11 protein-coding genes are annotated in these 18,176 nt (G+C 65.7%); 5 read left to right on the top strand and 6 right to left on the bottom strand.

Going from position 1 to position 18,176, the window contains the following annotated elements; translation table 11 throughout:
* Positions 1 to 197: 197 nt before the first annotated feature.
* From NM2_RS23070 to NM2_RS23060, 3 genes are all read left to right on the top strand, one after another.
* Positions 198 to 1,394 (top strand): toll/interleukin-1 receptor domain-containing protein, encoded by a 1,197-nt coding sequence (locus tag NM2_RS23070; RefSeq protein WP_169816226.1) that lies wholly within the window; start codon positions 198 to 200, stop codon positions 1,392 to 1,394.
* Entirely contained in the window at positions 1,391 to 4,966 is a 3,576-nt protein-coding gene (locus NM2_RS23065) for a WD40 domain-containing protein (protein WP_067672537.1), read from the top strand. Before NM2_RS23070 ends, NM2_RS23065 begins: the two co-directional genes overlap by 4 nt.
* Before the next feature lie 398 nt (positions 4,967 to 5,364).
* On the top strand, positions 5,365 to 6,996 hold the full coding sequence (locus NM2_RS23060; protein ID WP_157121251.1) for a lipase family protein: 1,632 nt from the start codon (positions 5,365 to 5,367) through the stop codon (positions 6,994 to 6,996).
* Positions 6,997 to 7,131: 135 nt separating this feature from the next.
* Here the strand turns inward: NM2_RS23060 and NM2_RS23055 are convergent, their stop codons facing one another.
* The 4 genes from NM2_RS23055 to NM2_RS23035 form a co-directional block, all read right to left on the bottom strand.
* Positions 7,132 to 7,836 (bottom strand): DUF5995 family protein, encoded by a 705-nt coding sequence (locus tag NM2_RS23055; protein WP_067672534.1) that lies wholly within the window; start codon positions 7,834 to 7,836, stop codon positions 7,132 to 7,134.
* 260 nt (positions 7,837 to 8,096) lie between these two features.
* A complete protein-coding gene (gene ligA, locus NM2_RS23045; protein ID WP_067672528.1) occupies positions 8,097 to 10,088 on the bottom strand; it encodes an NAD-dependent DNA ligase LigA in 1,992 nt (663 codons plus the stop codon).
* A 247-nt stretch (positions 10,089 to 10,335) separates the two neighbouring features.
* A complete protein-coding gene (locus NM2_RS23040) occupies positions 10,336 to 11,742 on the bottom strand; it encodes an amidase (protein ID WP_067672524.1) in 1,407 nt (468 codons plus the stop codon).
* On the bottom strand, positions 11,739 to 13,058 hold the full coding sequence (locus tag NM2_RS23035) for a purine-cytosine permease family protein (RefSeq protein WP_067672520.1): 1,320 nt from the start codon (positions 13,056 to 13,058) through the stop codon (positions 11,739 to 11,741). Before NM2_RS23035 ends, NM2_RS23040 begins: the two co-directional genes overlap by 4 nt.
* A 306-nt stretch (positions 13,059 to 13,364) precedes the next feature.
* Here NM2_RS23035 and NM2_RS23030 point away from each other — a divergent pair, with 306 nt between their 5' ends.
* Positions 13,365 to 14,516, top strand: a complete 1,152-nt coding sequence (locus NM2_RS23030) for an aspartate racemase/maleate isomerase family protein (protein ID WP_067672517.1) — start codon at positions 13,365 to 13,367, stop codon at positions 14,514 to 14,516.
* 52 nt (positions 14,517 to 14,568) lie between these two features.
* Here the strand turns inward: NM2_RS23030 and NM2_RS23025 are convergent, their stop codons facing one another.
* Positions 14,569 to 15,225, bottom strand: coding sequence for a GntR family transcriptional regulator (locus tag NM2_RS23025; protein WP_067672514.1), 657 nt, complete (start codon positions 15,223 to 15,225; stop codon positions 14,569 to 14,571).
* Between the two features lie 397 nt (positions 15,226 to 15,622).
* On the opposite strand from NM2_RS23025, the gene NM2_RS23020 reads away from it, so the two are divergent.
* Complete coding sequence (locus NM2_RS23020) at positions 15,623 to 17,083, top strand: dihydroorotase (protein WP_245718171.1); 1,461 nt, start codon at positions 15,623 to 15,625, stop codon at positions 17,081 to 17,083.
* On the opposite strand, the gene NM2_RS23015 is transcribed toward NM2_RS23020, so the two are convergent.
* Positions 17,068 to 18,096 carry an aliphatic amidase gene (locus NM2_RS23015; RefSeq protein ID WP_067672511.1) on the bottom strand — a complete coding sequence of 343 codons (1,029 nt, stop codon included), beginning with the start codon at positions 18,094 to 18,096 and terminating at the stop codon, positions 17,068 to 17,070. The genes NM2_RS23020 and NM2_RS23015 overlap by 16 nt on opposite strands.
* Between the last annotated feature and the right edge of the window lie 80 nt (positions 18,097 to 18,176).

Below are 18,176 nucleotides of genomic sequence, written 5' to 3'. Positions count from 1 at the left end.
GGAGCCGGTGCATGTGTGTGAACGAGGATTTCTGGGATGATCTGCTCGCCCACGTCCGGCAGCAGGTGTTGATCCCGGTAGTGGGGCCCGATTTGACGACGGTGGAGGTCGGCGGTGCCGAACAGACGCTCACCACGCTCATCGGCCGACGCCTTGCCGAACGGTATCGGCTGACCTCGCCACCGGGGACGCCCACCATGGGCGAAGCGGTGGCGGCGTTCCTGCGAGAGCGCGGACGGGACGAGTTCGAGCGGTTGTATCGCGTGATCAACGGCATCATCGGGGAGTTCGATCCAGCGCCGGGGGATCCGCTTCGTGACCTCGCCGCGATCGCCGACTTGCGCCTGTTCGTGACCACGACGCCGGACCGGGTACTTGCGCAGGCGCTCGATGAGGTTCGTTTCCGAGGGAGGCCGGCCACGCGTGAGATCAGGTTCTCGCCGAGTCAGTCGACCAGCGAACAGGCGCGGAACGCGCAACCGGCCGCACCGGCCGATACCGTCGTGCTGAGTTTGTTCGGCCAGGCGGCCTCCACTCCGCAATACGCGATTCACGAGGAGGACCAGCTCGAGTGGCTGCATGCGCTGCTCAGCGATACGGCGAGCCTTCCCGACTGGCTTGCGTATCCGCTCAAGCATCAGCCGATGCTGTTCGTCGGCTGCGAGGTTCCCGACTGGCTCGGCCGCATTCTGCTGCGCATGGAGAGCACTACTCGGCTGTCGCTCGAGTCCAAGCAGTTCTTCTTCGTCCGTCCCTCGACCGCGGGGGAGGCGCCGCTATCGAACTTTTTCGCAACATACTGTCGCAAAACGCAGGTCCAGCAACTGCAGATGGAACCGGCCGCGTTCGTCGCGGAGCTGCGTAAGCGGTGGGAGGGGCAATCCGCCTCGACCCGACGCCTCCCGGTCGATGTCATCGGCCCGCCCGCTTCGAACGCGCCGACGATCTTCATCAGCTACATGCGTGAGGACGCCGACGCCGCCCGGAGGCTGTCGGACGCGATCAGCCGGCTGGGCGGGGATGTCTGGCTGGACGAGCGCCGGCTCCGCGCCGGGGACGTCTGGGAGCAGGACATTTTGACCGCCATCCGCAAGAGCGTCCGCTTGTTCGTCCCGGTCGTCTCGGCCAACACCGAGCGGGAGGAGGAAGGTTACGTGTTCCGGGAGTGGGACGAGGCGGCAGATCGATCGCGCTCGATTCCGCGTCGCCGCTTCATCGTGCCCGTCATCGTCGACCGGGACTACGCGGGTGATCCGAGTCGGTACCGGCAGATCCCAGATGTCTTCAGGCGCTTGCAGTTCGGTCGCGCGCCGGCAGGCGATCCGGATGCGCAGCTGCTGACGACGCTGACCTCCGAAATCCGTGCCATGCGACGGGCCGAGGTGGTGGCATGACCACCACAGCGGTGACCACGCAGCTCGACGCCGACAACCCGTGGCCGGGACTGGCGGCGTTCGAGGAAGACGCGCGCGAGTTCTTCCACGGGCGCGACCTCGAGGCGGAATTGTTGTTGCAGCACGTGCTCGACGCACCGGTGACGGTCTTGTACGGACGGTCCGGTCTCGGGAAGACGTCGCTGCTGCGAGCCGGCCTGTTCCCCCTGCTGCGCGAAAAGAAATTTCTGCCGGTTTACGTGCGCTTCGACGTCGAGCCGGGGGCTGCGCCGCTCACTCGCCAGTTACATCGGTTCGTCCGGAACGCGATTCGAGCCGAGGCGCCCGATACGATCCTGCCCTCGGACGACGAATCTCTTTGGGAATACCTGCATCGCGCCGACTTCGAGCTGTGGAGTGCGCAGAATTATCCCCTCACGCCGGTGATCGTGCTCGACCAGTTCGAAGAGCTCTTCACGCTCGGCGAGCGGATTGGCGATCTCGTCCGGGCGTTCCGGGATGATCTCGGTGACCTGGCCGAGAACCGCATTCCCGCCGACCTGGCCGCGCGGATCGACGCCGACGAGGCCCTGACCGCACGATTTCAGTTGCGGTCCCGCAATTACCGACTGGTGATCGTTCTGCGGGAAGATTTTCTTCCCGAGCTCGAAGGATGGCGTCGGCTCATTCCCGCGCTGGGGCGCACGCGGATGCGCCTGCTCCGGTTGCGGGGACGCGAAGCATTCGATGCGGTGCGCGAACCGGCCGGCGATCTGATGACGGATGCGCTGGCGCGCCGGGTGGTGAGCATCATCGCAGGCGAAGAACTGAACGCCGGCCGCGACGAGACCGCCCTGCCGGATGACGCCCATCTCGGTGACGGACTCGACGGCCCGGAAGTCGAGCCCGCGCTGCTGAGCCTGTTCTGCCGCGAGCTCAACGAGGAGCGGAAGCGGCGCGGCCAGTCGTTTTTCGACGAACAGCTGGTCGAGGACGCCAAGCGCGACATTCTGTCGAATTACTATTTATCGTGTGTGCGCGATCTGCCGCCTCGCGTCGCGCACTTCATCGAGTCTCAGCTGATCACCGAAAAGGGATATCGCAACAGCTATGCCCGCGAGGACGCGGTGCCTTCGTATCTGACCGACGACGAACTCGCCCGGCTGATCCGCAAGCGGCTGCTACGCCTCGAGGAGCGCTACGGCGCACAACGAATCGAACTGACTCACGATGTCCTCACCGGCGTCGTACGCGAACATCGCGACAAGCGGCGCGCCGAAGAAGAGAAGGCGGCGCTGGCAGCGCACACGGAACGTCAGCGAGCCGAACTCCAAGCCACCCAGCAATACGCGGCCGCGCTGCGGAAACGTTCGCGGATCCTCGCGGCGGTGCTGGCGATTACCGCCGTCATCACCGTGGTGGCCGTGGTTCTCGGTTTTTGGGCTCTCAGAGCAGGAAATGAGGCGCGGAACAACTTCCAGGACACCACCAGCATGAAGCTGGAGACTGAAGGACAGGGCATGCTGGAGGGCATCGAACCCGGGGGTGACATTCGTGCCCTTCAAGAGATACTTGCTGCCGAATCGCTGACCGATACGCCCCATGTCGGCTCTCTCTATGCCGCAGTTGTGCAGCGAGCGAACACAGCCAGGGCCATCAAAATTCCAGGAATCCACAAGAATGCACCCATGGCGTTGAGTGCTGATGGAAGCCGTCTGGCGTCGATCGCCGAAGATTCGCATCGTGTCGATATCTGGGATACGCGAACCGGCCAAGCTGTCGGTCAACCTCTCACAGGTGGGGAGAATAAGTTCTACAGTATCGCTGTAAGCCCCGACGGGACGCGCATTGCGGTGGGTTGCGCCTCCGGGGAGATGCTTTTCTGGGACGCACGAAACGGTCAGCTGATCGGGCGCTCCGAGCCGGCGGATTCACCAGACGTGGCAGTAGTCGAATTCAGTCCTGATGGTCGACGCCTGGCGTCCGGCAGCACTGGCGGGACCGTTCGCGTCTGGGATCCGGCCACCGGTCAGGCCATCGGGCAGCCACTGGCGGTCGAACCACTTTCCAACGTACCGTGGTGGGGTATTCAATCGGTGGCGTTCAGTAATGATGGCGAGCGCCTCGCGGCCGGGGCCAGCGACAATTCCGTAAGGTTGTGGAATATCGACACCGGTCAGCCTATCGCCCAGCCGCTCATCGTCCCCGTGCCGCCCGGCCACAACCCGGAGGTGCACAGCGTGGCATTCAGCCCAGTCGACCATCGCTTGGTTTCCGGGCACGGCGGCGGATTCATCGGTCTGTGGGACGGCGATACGGGTCAGCCCATCGGGCATCCGATCGTTGCCGACAGGATCGGAGTAAACACCCTGACGTTCAGCCCTGACGGGCATCATGTCATCTCCGGCGGCGAAGACGGAACCCTGCGGTTGTGGAACGGCGACACTATTGCGCCTATCGGTCAACCACTACGTGGCCACACCGGCCCCGTTTACGGTATTGCGTTCAGCGCTGATGGCAGCCGTATCTCTTCGGTAGATTTCGACGGGACAATCCGGTGGTGGGACGCGTATCGAGTTCGGCCGCTCATTGAACTGAGCGCCATCCGAGGAGCCGTATTCAGCGGCGACCGCAATCGTATCGCAATTGCTACCGGAGACGGCGCGGTGCATGTGTTCGACGAGGCAAACGGAAATTCCCTCGGCCCGCCACTCACCGGCCATGAAGATGTGATCACTGAGGCGCTCGACACTGATGGGCGTCGCCTGGCAACCGGCGATCACGACGGAACGCTTCGACTTTGGAACACCGACACCGGCAAGCAAATTTTCAATGTGAATACCACTCAAGATATAATCAACTGGATTGCATTCAGTCCTGACGGTCAGCGCGTTGCTACATCGGGCACGGACGGGACAGTTCTGGTGTGGGACGCTCGTACGGGTCGGTTGATGATGCGGGTAAATGAAGACCGCAAAGTCTTCGCAATTATTTACAGTCCGGATGGCAAGCGGATCATCGCCGAAGTCGGCTCGACCATCAGGCAATTGGACGCTCGTACCGGCGAACATATCGGCCGACCCATACGGGGACATGACTCACGGATCAATGACATCGCCTTCAGTCCCGATGGTCGCCGTATCGCCACCGCCGGTCAAGATGGGACTGTCAAGCTGTGGGATGCCGAGCACTGGAAAAATATACGAACGCTCCCCAGTCACCAGAAGCAGGTGACGAGTATCGCCTATAGCCGTGACGGCCGTTTGCTGGTCTCGGGCGACGCATCCGGGACATTCCGTCTGTGGAATGCCGAGAACGGCGAACCTGTCGGTGCGGCCATAGGCGCGCACGAGGACGTCATCACCGGGCTGGCTTTCAGTCCCGACGGACAGCGCATCGTTTCCGCCAGCTATGACGGCACGGTACGGGTCTGGCCGGCGCACGCGAACCAGGCAGATCTCTGGAGAGATCTCTGCAGCAAGCTCACGGTGAATATGAGTCACCAGGATTGGCGGAACTGGGTCTCGCCCAAGATCGGCTACCGCACAGTCTGCCAAGATCTGCCTGTCGCACGGGATGACGGTTCCCGCTGACGAGGATTGCGTACGTGTGGGCTGATGGGGTGATGAAACTGTCTGGCGGGGTACGCATCGCGATTCCGAGCCGAGTGCCCGCCGGATCGGCCGAAGTGCAGTGCCGGTGCATTGCTCGAGAGCGTTCGCGGGGGTGGGCGAGGCACGGCCGGGTTCGCGGTGTCCGGCGGTGACGGGCGGGCGTGGCTGAACCGGCTCGAAGCCGGAGTTCGGCCGACACGATTCGGTGTGTCGCTACAGATCCGCTGAATTCTGCTCGTCCGGGGTATTTTCGGAAACCGGTGCGACGTCGGGCACTGCCGCTGTTCCCTGGCTTGCCGGATTACCGGACTGTCCCACTGCTGCACGATCTTCGGTTCGAGTACAACTCTCAACTCTCACAGGGCGGGTGTGTTGTCGTGAAATGTCTACGGAGCGTTGCGGTCACGATGGTGATGGGTTGTTCGCTGACGCTGGGGCAAGTACCGGCCCTGGCCGAAAGCCCGCCGTCCGAGTCGCCCGCGTCGCCTACCTCCGCTCCGGCCGATCCGGCTACCGCGGACCAGGGCGTGCGGTCCACCTCCGAGCCGGATGCGCCGCCCGGGTCCAGCCGGGCCCAGCCGTCCGCTGCCGAGCCGTCCGCCTCTGACCAGGCTGCGCCGTCCGCCTCTCGACCGGCCACCCCACCCGCTTCCGAAGCCGCTCATCCGGATCCGGGTCCGTCGCCGTTCCAGCGATGGGTCGATGGCCATATTCCCGCGCCGTCGGCGGTCCTGCCGGGGACCGGTTCCGCTGCCTCCGCACCCGGTGTGCCGCCGGACTCCGCGGCGCTGTGGCACGCGATTCAATCCAGCCCGACCGGTGATCCGTTCTTCGACGCCACACCGGCGAATATCGCGCAGTACGCACCCGGTGACATCATCGAGTCGCGTGATGTCAGCTGGCCCGCGGTGCCGATGGTCTTCCTCACGGTGGTGACGCCGGTGCAGCGGGCCGTTCAGGTGAAATTCCGTACCACGAACTCCGCCGGTGCGCCGTCGTTCGGGACCGCGACGCTACTGTTGCCGTTCGGCCGGTGGACCGGCCCGGGAAGTCGCCCGGTGCTGCTGAACGCGCCGCCGATCAACGCGCTCAATCGGCGCTGCACTCCCGGTTACGTGTTCTCCCACGGATACGACATCACGGCCGGCAACGGGAACGATTTCGTCCCCTCGCCGACCATGTGGGCCGCGAGCCGGAACTACGCGGTGGTGATCCCGGACCACGAGGGGCCTTTGATGGCCTACGCCGAGCCGACCGTCGCGGGACACATCATGCTCGACACCGTGCGCGCGATTCGCCACCTGATGCCGGACCAGTTCGGACAGAGCCGATTCGCCATGACCGGATATTCCGGCGGCGCGATCGCCAGCTACGCCGCGACGATGCTGTCCAGCGAATACGCTCCGGAGTTGGCCCCCTACCTGGCCGGGGCCGCGATGGGCGGCCTGCCCACCGACTACGAATCCTTCGCCAAGACCTTCGACGGCACCTATGCCTCGGGACTGATGCTGAGCGTCACGCTCGCGCTGGCCCGGGAACATCCCGAAATACTCACCCGCATGAACCATGCGGCGCAGTGGGCGGCGATTTCCCCGATCAAGGATGTGTGCAGCTCCACCATCTCGGATATCGGGGCGTTCGTACCCTATGCGGCCGTGGCGAATATGCGCGACCCGCTGCACACCGAGTTCGCCGACATGATGTTCCGGCGATTGAGCCTGAAAGGCAGGAAGGCGGGCATGCCGATCTACATCTACAACGGCGTGCACGACCCCTGGATGCCGGTCGCGAATGCTGAGAAATTCTATGGCGAACAATGCGCTCTGGGAGTCGCGGCCACGAAGAGCATCGTGGGCGGTGAGCACATTATCGGGTACTTCAACGGCTTCTCCGGGTCGACGCAGTGGCTGGGCGAGCGTTTGTCCGGTGTCCCCGCACCCAACAACTGTGAGGTGGCGCCGCGTTCGGATGCCGCACCCCGATCCGGGACACCCTCCCCAGGACGGTGACCCGGGCCGCGGACAGCCGCTGAACAGACCCCGGCCAGGTAATCCGGCCACGGCGGCGATCGCCGTTCGTCGGGTCCGGATTACCTTGTCCCCGTGGATGATTCCCTTTGAGGGGACACAGCGGGCCGGCGGTCGTCAGCTCGGCATCGGAGCGACGGGTGTGACGAGCATTCGACCGGCGGTCGCGACGGATTGCTCGAGGGTTTGCAGTGTCATCCCGAATAGCATCTTGTTGTCGCGCTGCATCCACAGCACCTGGGTGGTGGCCCAAGCGGCGTCTCGGGCGCGGGTGATGCTGAAGCTGCTCAGGATGTGTTTGAGCGCTTCGGCATCCTTTGTCGCCAGCTTCAGCAGTGCGGGCTCGTATTCGGCGCGGACCTGAGCCTCGATTCTGGCGAGCAACTCGTTCACCTTGAGGTAATCGGCGTGCACCGGTTTGGTCTCGGGCGTGGTGTTCCGCTCCTTGCAGGTCTTGACCACCGCGATCGCCAGATCGTGATTGATATGCGCGTTCATCCCCGCCAGCGCGAACTGCAGTGGCCACACGGTGTGGTTCGACCTCGAATCGAAGACCGGCTTCCAGACCACGTTGGGGTGCTGGTTGTGCTTGCCCGCGTCGACCGCGTCGAAATACAGCTGCGCGAAGACGACATCGAGGCGCTCGATGAAATCGGGGTCCGCGAAGAAACCCGCGGTGAGCTGCTCCCCGACCAGTTCGGTGACACGCAGGTACATGTTGTTGAAGCTGGCGACTCCGTCGCGCGGATCGAGTTCGTCCTTGATGGCGTGCATGCGTCGGATAACTTCGTCGACGGGTCCGGGGATCTGGATAGATGTCATGCTGTCATCCTCCGTAGGTCGTTTCGTCCGTCATGCGGCATCATGTCGACGCCGCGTTGAATGCCGTGCGTGAACCATTCGTGCGGTGTCGTTCTCGATACGGTGCGATCATGCGGAAGCGGAACGCGACAGGTCCGCGGTGCTCATCGCCATCCTCGTCCGGGACCGGGCGGCTTCGGCACAGCATCGAGAGTACAGGTGGCAGTCCGGCCGGAGAAGCACGATCGGCGAATTCGAACGCGGGAGCGAGTACGGCGCGGTCAGATGACGTTGGCGGTGATCAACAGATTCCAGATCTCGTTCTGGTCGATGACTTCGACGCCGAGTTTCTCTGCCTTGGTGAGCTTGCTGTCGCCGACTCCTGCGCCGGTGATGAGTAGGTCGGTGTTGGCCGAGACCGACGATGCGGTTGTGGCACCGGCCTTTTCGCAGAGGCGCTGGAATGTCGGGCGGGCGACCTTCTCGCCGGAGCGGGGGTCGTTGATGGCGCCGGTGATCACCACTGTTTTGCCTTCCAGGGGTGCTCCCGCCGCGACGACGGGGGGAAGGTCCTCCTCGCGGACATCCAGGCTGACGCCTGCCTGCCGCAGTCGTTCGAGTTCCGGGCGCAGGCGGGTGAGGTTTTCGATGAGGGAGGCCGCGACCTTCGGTCCGATGTCCTCCACCGCGACGAGCTGCTCCTCGTCCGCGTCGGCGACTTCCTCGAGGGTGCGGAATCCGGCTCGGGCCAGGCGGGCGGCGGTCCCGTCGGAGGCCATCGGGATCGCCAGGCCGATCAGTGCGCGGCGCAGGCCGACCCGGCGGCTGGCGTCGATGGAGTCGATCATGCGGGTGGCCGAGACCTCGCCGATGCGATCGAATTCGAGCAGGCGTTCGGCGGTGAGTGTATAGAAGTCGGACGGGTGTTCGAGGATGCCCGCCTCGGCGAGGCGTTCGATCCACACCTGGCCGATGGCGTCGATGTCGGCGGCGGCCCGGGATGCCCAGTGAATGAGTCTGCGGACGGTCTGGGCGGGACAGGAAACGTTGGTGCAGAACAGTTCTCGGCTGTTGCCCTGCTCGGTGACCGGTTGTCCGCACGAGGGGCAGACCGTGGGTGGCACGATCTCGCGTTCGGCGCCCGTGCGCCGTGCGGCGTCGAGCACGCCCGCGACGAACGGGATCACATCGCCGGCGCGGCGGACCAGTACGGTGTCGCCGATCTTGATGTCGCGGGCGCGGATCACCTGCTGGTTGGCCAGGGTGGCCTTGGTGACCGTGGTGCCGCCGACGAACACCGGTTCCAGCCAGGCGACCGGGACGATCTTGCCGGTTTTGCCCACGTCCCAGACCACCTCGGCCAGCAGTGTGGTCTTCTCCTCGGCGGCGAACTTGAATGCCAGCGCGCCGCGCGGGGAGTTCGAGCGCGTCCCCGCCGCGGCGTAGGCGTCGCGATCGGCCAGGCGCAGCACGGCGCCGTCGATGTCGTAATCCAGTTCGTTGCGGCCCTGTTCGATCGCGGTGATCGCGGCCTGGGCCTGCTCGGCGTCCGCGCACAACCGCATCTGCGCGCCCGCGATTCCCAGGGCTCGCAACCCTTCCTCGAGGTCGACCGATGTGTTCTCGGCGGAGGTGTCCAGGTCGAAGCCGAAGAACTGGAGGCGGCGTTCGGCGACCGTGGCCGGGTCCTTGGCGCGCAGCGTGCCCGCCGCGGCGTTGCGCGGATTGATCAGCGGCTTGTCCGGATGCGCGGTGTTGTAGGCCAGGAAGGTCGAGCGCAGCATCACCGCCTCGCCGCGCACCTCCACCCGTCCCGGGACGGCGATCCGGCTCGGGACGCCGTCGATCAGGGCGCGGACCAGCATGGTCACGTCGTCACCGGTGGTGCCGTCACCGCGAGTCACCGCACGCACCAGTTGCCCGTCCTCGTACACCAGGGCCAGCGACAGCCCGTCGAGCTTGGGCATCACCACCACCGACTGACCGCCGAAGCGATCGAAGAAGGCCGCGACCTGCTCGGGTTTGGTGGCCTTCTCGAGCGAGAGCATCGGACGTGAGTGCCGGATCGGCGCGTGCAGCGCCGCGGGCGCACCGACCCGTTCGAGCGGATTCGGGTCGGGCGCCAGATCGGGGCGCGATTCGATCAACCCGCGCAACTCGTCCTCGATCGCGTCGTACTCGGCGTCGGCGACCAGCGGCGAGCCCTGGTAGTAGGCATCACGCAGCGCCACGACCCGGTCCGCGAGCTCTTGGATTCGTTCCCCGGTTTCCACAGCACAGGACGCTACCCAGACCCACCGACACGAAACCGTCAGGGCGGCGCATGTCGCCGAGTGACCTGCCGGAATCGGTGTGCGGTCATCCGGACCGGCATCAACGCGGTGACGGCGTCGCGGTGAAGAACCACGAGGCTGCTCGCGAACCGGCCGGGTGCGGTAGCCAAGTCGGTGTATTCGCCGGAGGAGGGCCGACACACCCGGTGCGGTTTCGGTGGTGTCCCAGGAGATCGGTTCGGGTGGATCAGCTGATCCGCTCGTAGGCGGCTGCCGCGCGCAGCACTGTGGCGTCGTCGAGGTGCCGGCCGATGAGCTGGATGCCGACGGGCAGGCCCGTGGCGGTCGTGCCCGCCGGCATGCTGATCGCTGGCTGGCCGGTGAGGTTGGCTATCGGGGTGAAGCCTTGCCAGGCGGTGGGTGACACCGCGCGGCCGTCGACTTCGGTGGGGCCCTCGATGTCCAGCGGGAAGGCGGGGACGGCCGCGGTGGGTGTGAGCAGCAGGTCGAAGCGGGTCATGATTCGGGCCATCCGGTTCGCGACGGTCTTGCGCATCAGGTTCGCCCGAGTGAAATCCTCTGCGGTCCAGCCGGTTTCGAGCATGGCGACCAGGTGTGGTGACATGCGTTCCCGGAATTCGGGCAGCAGGGCGCGCATGCCCACCAGGTCGGTCTCGGCCATGATCAGTGCCGTGAAGTGCTGCGCCGGATTCTCCCAGTCGGGCACGAATGCCGTTACCGCACAGCCGAGTTCGGATTCGAAAGCGGCGGCGGCGCGGTCCGCGGCCGCGCGCACCTCCGGATCGACGGCGAGATAACCGAAGTCGGCGCTGTAGCCGATGCGCAACCCGCGTACGTCCGGATCGCGGACGGCGGCCTGCCAGCCGACGTCCCCGGCGGGCAGCGTGTGCCGGTCGCGCGGGTCGGGTCCGGCCAGCACGGTCATCGCCAGGGCGACGTCACCCACGGTGCGCGCGATCGGGCCGATGTGTTCGATGCTCTCCCATCCCGAGACGCCCGGGTAACGCTCGTCGCGGCAGCCCGGATACACCGGCACGCGCCCCATCGAGGGTTTGAATCCGACCGTCCCGGTGAGCGCGGCCGGGATGCGGATCGAGCCGCCGCCGTCGCTGCCGAGCGCGAACGGGACGATGCCCGCCGCCACCGCGGCAGCCGATCCCGCGCTGGATCCACCAGGGGTGCGCGAAAGATCCCACGGGTTGCGGGTGGTGGGAAATAGCGGATTGGTTCCCGTTGCGCTGTAACCGAATTCGCTGGCGTTGGTCTTGCCCAGGCTGATCGCACCGGCGCGGTCCAGCCGCTCGACGCAGATGTCGTCTTCCTCGGGCACGAAATCGGCGTACACCACTGAACCCGAGGTGGTTCGAATGCCTTTGGTACAGATCAGATCCTTCACCGCGTACGGGATTCCGGCCAGCGGCCCGGCCGTTCCGGCGCGCAGGTCCCGCTCCAGCTGCCGGGCCCGGGTGCGGGCGATTTCGGGTGTGGGAGTGCAGAATGCGTGCAGTTCCGGGTCCGACTCGGTGAGCCGTCCCAGGGCTTCCTCGATGATCTCGACCGGGGACAGCGCACCGGCGGCGAGCTGCTGGACCAGCTCCGCGGCACTCGGTTGTGTGGTCCGCGCGCCGATCATGCCTGTGCCGCCTGGGTTTCGGTGACCATCGCGGAGACGGTCCGGGGCCGGCGCAGCTTCTCCATCGCGGTGTACACCAGTCCGGCGGCAGCGATGCCGACCACCGCATCGACCGAGCCCGGCATCAGATAATGCGCCGCGGTGGCGGCCGCGGCGCCCAGCGCCCACGCGGCGAAAGCGGTGGGGCGCAGAGACTCTCGTCCGATCGCGCGACGCAGCGCCAACTGGTCGACGATCAGCACCGCGCCGATCGGCGGCACGAAGATGCCGAGCAGGTTGAGCCAGTCCAGGAAATGACTCCACACCCCCGTGAGCGCGGTGACCAGGCCGACCACTCCGAGAATCAGTGCGACCGGGCGCATTCCGAGGCGGGTGATGCCGGACCAGCCGAGCGCGCCGTTGTACAGGCAGTGCGAGGCCACCGATCCGAGGTTGATGTACACGAACGCGACCGCGACGATGGTCAGCAGCGCGCTGTGCCCGGTCAGCAGGCCCAGGAAGCCGCCGCCGTCGGTGGCCGGATGCGCCGATCCGCCGACCGCGACGACCAGTCCGCCGATGGCGTAGGCGATGAAGTTCGACACCGGGAAGGCCCAGAAGGTCGCCCCGACACCGGCGCGGCCGCTCTTGGCCCAGCGCGTGAAATCGGCTGTCATGGTTCCGGAGTCGGCGAATCCGGCCACCACGATGCTGACCGCCGCTCCGAACGACAGCGCCGTGCCGCCGCCGTGATAGCCGAGCACCTGATGTACGGACAGCCCGTTTCCGGATGCGCCGAAACACAGCGCGACGACGGCCAGCACCACGAACAGCGGCGCGGCGACCATGCCGAGCCACGAGAGGGCCCGGATGCCGACGATGGTCACCAGGGTGTACAGCACACATCCGACCGCCGCTGCCGCCAGCGCGGGCCAGCCCAGCGCATCGCGCAAAGTCGTTCCCGTGAGCCCGATCTGGAAGGAGAACCAGCCGATGACGACGGTGGCGAGGAAGGCCGTGGCGATCCGGCGTCCGGTGCTGCCGAAGGTGGCCGCGGCCTGTTGCGAGAAGCTCTTGCCGGTGCGCCCGGCGATGTAGCTCAGCGCGCCGACGTAGGCGAACAGGATGAGGTTGCCCAGCAGCAGCGCGGCAAGGCCCGCGGCGATGCCGAGGTTGTAGACGATCACGCCGCCGAAGACCGCGTTGCCCAGGTTCATCGGGAAGCCGAACCAGACCGCGGCGATGGACAGCGTGCTGCGGCGGGCCGTATCGGGGACGGGCTCGTGCTCGTATTCCTCGGCCAGTTCGAGGTGCGGCTCGTGGGAGTTTTCGGACATGACTGCTCCAACGGAAGAGAGGGGACGCCTCCGGCCTCTTTGGTATTCCAAATAGCCGGACAGCACAGAGATTCGGGGTCGGCGTGCCGGATGTCAACCGCTTCTCCCTGCGGTGCTGTCATCGAGAAAATGGCGATCTACCTGTGTTTACATAGTCAGCCGAGGAGTATCGCGGGGAATTTGGCATACCAAACTTAACGTGCCGTTTTCAGTAGAAACAGACTGAGAACGTGCGTGTAACAGGCGGGGCGATTTGGCATACCAAACTCGGTGCGAGGATCCGGTCGACATCTGAAGGAGTGACACGTGCATCGAGTCGGAATGATCGTCCCCTCGTCGAACACCTGCCTGGAACCGGCGACCTATCGGATGCTGTCCGAAAACGACGGGGTGTCGGCGCATTTCGCCCGGGTGCCGGTCACGCGGATCGGACTCGACTCGGCCGCGGCGAGTCAGTTCGCGATCGAGCCGATGCTGGCGGCCGCCCGGTCCCTGGCCGACGCGGGCGTCGACATCATCGCCTGGAACGGCACCGCGGGCTCATGGCTGGGCATCGACCACGACCGCGCGCTGTGCGCCGCGCTCGCGAACGCGACCGGAATCGAGGTCATCACATCGACTTCGGCGCTACTGGACGCCTGCCGCGCCTACGGCGTCACGAGTCTCGGTCTCGCCGTGCCCTATACGGCCGAGGTGACCGAACGGATACGCGCGGTGTATCGGGACGAGGGAATCGACTGTGTCGCAAGCGAACACCTCGGTCTCACCGACAATGCCGCGTTCGCCGAGGTTCCGCAGGACCGGGTGCGGCGGATGGTCACGGCCGCGGGAACTCCCGACGCGCACGCGGTCGCGGTGGTGTGCACGAACGTCTTCGGCGCGGCCGTTGCCGCGAGCGCCGAGGCCGAGTTGGGCATTCCGGTGTTCGACAGCGTCACCGCGACGCTCTGGCGGACCCTGCGGTCCACCGGGGCCGCGGTGCCCGGCTGGGGTGATCTGCTGTGGTCCGGCAACTTGCGCAACGAATTCCAGCGCACGGTCGAGGCGCTACGCGATGCGACCGGAGCCGACCGAACCACCTTGCGCATCGATCTGCCCGAGCGCGGATTGCGGGTCGATCTCACCGCGGCGGAAGCATTGCGCGACGGGGTGCGTTCGATACGGCGGGACGCCTCGCTCGACCAGCGTCGGCTGAACACGGTCCAATGGCTGGAACGGCATCGTGAACCGTTGGTGCAGAACGATTTCCGCGACGATCCGCAGCCGCCGACCGCGCTTCGCGACGTCTACGGCGTGCGGGCGCAGATGCTCGGTCCGGTCGTGCGCGACGGAGTCATGGCGGGGTGGCTCTCGGTGCACAGCCTGAGCGAGCGTGAGTGGAGTGGAACGGACCGCAAATCCCTGGACGTCTCGATCGATGCGATTCACGGGATCCTGGACGAGGCCGGAAGACTCTGAAACGTGCACCGGCCCGCCGCTGTCCACGTCGTCGGGTGAAATCCCCAGGGGCTCAGGGCACCCGGTCATTGCCGAATAGTACGTGCAGCGCGATCGCCCGATTCTCCCGCACATGGCGCAGCGCGTGGTCGGCCGCGATGTCCGCGTCGCCCGAGGCGATCGCCTCGTACAGCGCCCGGTGTTCGCACCACAGCTGTCCCGGGTCCTCGATCTGCTGGAACAGCCATCGCAGCCGCCCTTCCAGCGGCCGCAGCAGTTCGGCCAGCAGCCGATTGCCGGCCATATCGATGATGTGCCGGTGGAATTCGGCGTTGGCCCGGCTGATCCGGTCGGGATGGCCGGACAGAGTCGCCCTCCGGGCCTTCTCGACCAGGTTTTTCAGCGTGCGCAGCTCTGCTTTGTCGGCCCGCAGGGTGGCCTCGCGGGCCGCGTATGTCTCCAGTGCCTCCCGGACGCCGAACAGTTCCTCGACATCACGCCGGGAAACTCGCTTCACCACGATCTTGCGCGGGGACAGCACCTCCACGAAGCCCTCGGTGATCAGCGTCTGGATCGCCTCCCGGACCGGAATCCGCGACACCCCGAACTGCTCGGCGAGATCGCGTTCCACGAGCCGGTATCCCGGCTGGAACTGCCCGGCGATGATCCGATCCCGCAACTGCTCGCAGACCTCGTCGCGCAATCGCGTCCATTCGAGGGCCGTTGTCATAGCCTGATCACCTCATCGGTCGAATATCGGTATCGCCCCGTCGCGTCGATATCACGGTATACCAAAGTGATTCCGCAACGCTGGGTTGTTCGTGCTCGGGTGGTGGCGACGGCCGTGACAAACGCTTCATAGCAGTTATTCACCGGTGAAAACGTGTTAATCCCTGATTAAGGTATACCAAGAAATCTTGACCCGATGAACTCCGCTGGGCATGCTTTGGCATACCAAAACTGATTGCGACGGAGGTTGTCGTGCGACGAGTGCACTTGACTGGGCCGCCACCCGTGAACGGGGCGATGATGTGCGTGGACCGCCGTCGGCCGTGCTCACGCGTCCTGGGCGGGACCGAGCGTCAGGGAGTGTCCGAGTGGGCCCGGATCGCCGCGACGGTGGCACTGTGACCACGGATCGCATGCCGGATCTCGTTGTCGCCCATGGGCTCGCTGTCGACGCGACGCATATCCGGCCCGCGCACATCGTCGTGGATCGCGGGCGGATCGCGGCGGTCCTCGACGCCGCGGAACCGGTTCCGGCGGCCACGCGGGTCATCGATGCGGCGGGCCGGGTCGTCATCCCCGGCGGCGTCGACGGCCACTGCCACGTAGCCCAGATCACCGGCCGCTACCGCACTCTCGACGACTACGAACTCACCTCCCGTGCGGCGCTGTGGGGCGGCACGACCACGATCATGGACTTCGGCATACCCCGCGACCGCACCGAGACCCCGCTCGCCGCGGCCCGCGCCAAGCTCGAACTGGCCCGGCGGGCGCGGTGCGATGTCGCGCTGCACGCGTGCGTGATCGACTGGGACACAACGGTTCCCGATCAGCTTGCGGAGCTGGCGGACCTCGGCATCCGGTCGGTGAAGGTGTACACCACCAATCGCGGGACCACGATGGCCGACGACGACACGGTGCTGAAGGTCATGCGGGAGATGGTCCGGCTGGACGGACTGACCTACGTCCACGCCGAGCACGACGCGATGATCGTCGACTGCACCGAGCGTCACGCCGCCGCTGGCACTGCCGGAATCCGGCATCTGCATCGAACCCGCCCGGAACTCGCCGAGGAGGCGTCCGTGCGTGAAGTGCTCGCCGTGGCCGAATATACCGGTGCGGCAGTGTATTTCGTCCATCAGTCGACGCCGGGCGCGGTCGATCTGGTCGGTGCGGCGCGGGCCCGTGGGCTCGACGTGCACTCCGAGACGTGCCCGCACTATCTGGCGCTCGACGAGCGCGTCTACTCCGCCGAATTCCCGGAGTGGTTCGCCTGCTGCCCGCCGATGCGATCACCGCAAACCGTTGCGGCGCTGCGGAAAAGGTTCGCCATCGGGGCGGTCGATACGATCGCCAGCGATCATTCCTGCTACGACCTGGCGCAGAAGCGCGAGCGTAGCGACGACGTCCGGCATATGCCGCACGGCCTGCCCGGGGTCGAGACGCGGATGCCGGTCACCTTCACGACGCTGTCCGACGCACTGGGCGCACCGTCTGATCCCGCCGTGCTCCAGCGGTTCGTCGAGGTCTTCTCGGCGGCCCCGGCCCGAATCAACGGTCTGCCCGGCAAAGGGCGCATCACCGTCGGCTACGACGCGGACCTCGTCGTCTTCGACCCGGACCGAACCCGCGCCGTCGCCGCGGCGGAGCTGCACATGGGCACGGACTTCTCCCCGTTCGACGGGCACGAGTTGCGCGGATGGCCGCAGATCGTCGTCGCCCGCGGCCGAGTCGTACTCGACGACAACGGATTCCACGATCCCGGCCCGACCGGGCGGTTCGTGCCGCGCGACGGGTACCGGGCGGGCGGCCCCGTTTCACGACACACGGATTCGCGTGACGGGAATTACGTCTTTTCGTAAGGTAGGTCGTAGACCGGGCATTCGGCTACACCGATAGTTTCCCGTGTGATCGCCTCGACCTGCTCCTGAGCCTTTTTCGCATCGTTCACCCAGGTCTTGTAGAAGTCGAAGGGGCATTCGGCGATGCCCTTGTCGCCGTCGCCGGAATTCCAGACCCCGGTATAGCCGCGGTGCAGCAGTTTGAACAGATGGTTCTGCGCCTGATCGTATCGACGGGCGGCGCGTATTTCGGGAATCGACAATTGTGCGTATTGGATTCCGTACTCTTCCGTGCCGGTCTCGCCGAGGGTGCGTCCGTCGAAGCCGATGATCGACGAGTGGCCGAAGTAGGTGTAGACGCCGTCGAACCCGGAGCAGTTGGCCACTGCCACATAGCAGTTGTTCGCCCACGCCATCGCCTTGGCCATCAGTATCTGCTGATCCTTCGCCGGGTACATGTAGCCCTGACAGCGAACGATCAGTTCGGCGCCCTTCATGGCGCAGTCCCGCCAGATCTCCGGATAGTTCCCGTCGTCGCACACGATCAATGAGAGTTTCATGCCCTTCGGGCCGTCGCTGACGTAGGTCTCCCCGCCGGGGTACCAGCCTTCGATCGGATTCCAGGGCAGAACTTTCCGGTACTTCTGGACGATTCGGCCTTCGTCGTCGATGAGGACGAGGGTGTTGTAAGGCGCCTTGTCCGGATGCTCCTCGTGCCGTTCGCCGGTCAGGGAGAACACACCCCATGTCTTGGCCTTCCGGCACGCGGCAGCGAAGATCTCCGTCTCCTCGCCGGGCACCGTGGCCGCGGTCGCGTACATTTCTTCCCGGTCGTACATTATTCCCATCGTCGAATATTCCGGGAATATTATGAGGTCCATGCCGGGCAGGCCGGTTTTGATTCCGACCACCATGTCGGCGATCTTCTTCGCGTTATCGATCACGTCGGCTCTGGTGTGCAGCCGGGGAATCTTGTAGTTGATCACCGCGACCCCGACCGTGTCGGGACTCGAGCCGATATCTCCATGACGCATGAGAGTCGCCCTTCCGCTGGCTCCGGCGAACCTCGCCGGATGTCATCGGATGAAACTATCTCGCATGGAGTCGGCGTCGT

The organism is Nocardia miyunensis NBRC 108239 (genome assembly GCF_001613065.1).
Taxonomy (GTDB): domain Bacteria; phylum Actinomycetota; class Actinomycetes; order Mycobacteriales; family Mycobacteriaceae; genus Nocardia; species Nocardia miyunensis.
The sequence above is the reverse complement of the archived record's forward strand: the minus strand, read 5'-3'. Positions and strand labels throughout refer to the sequence as shown.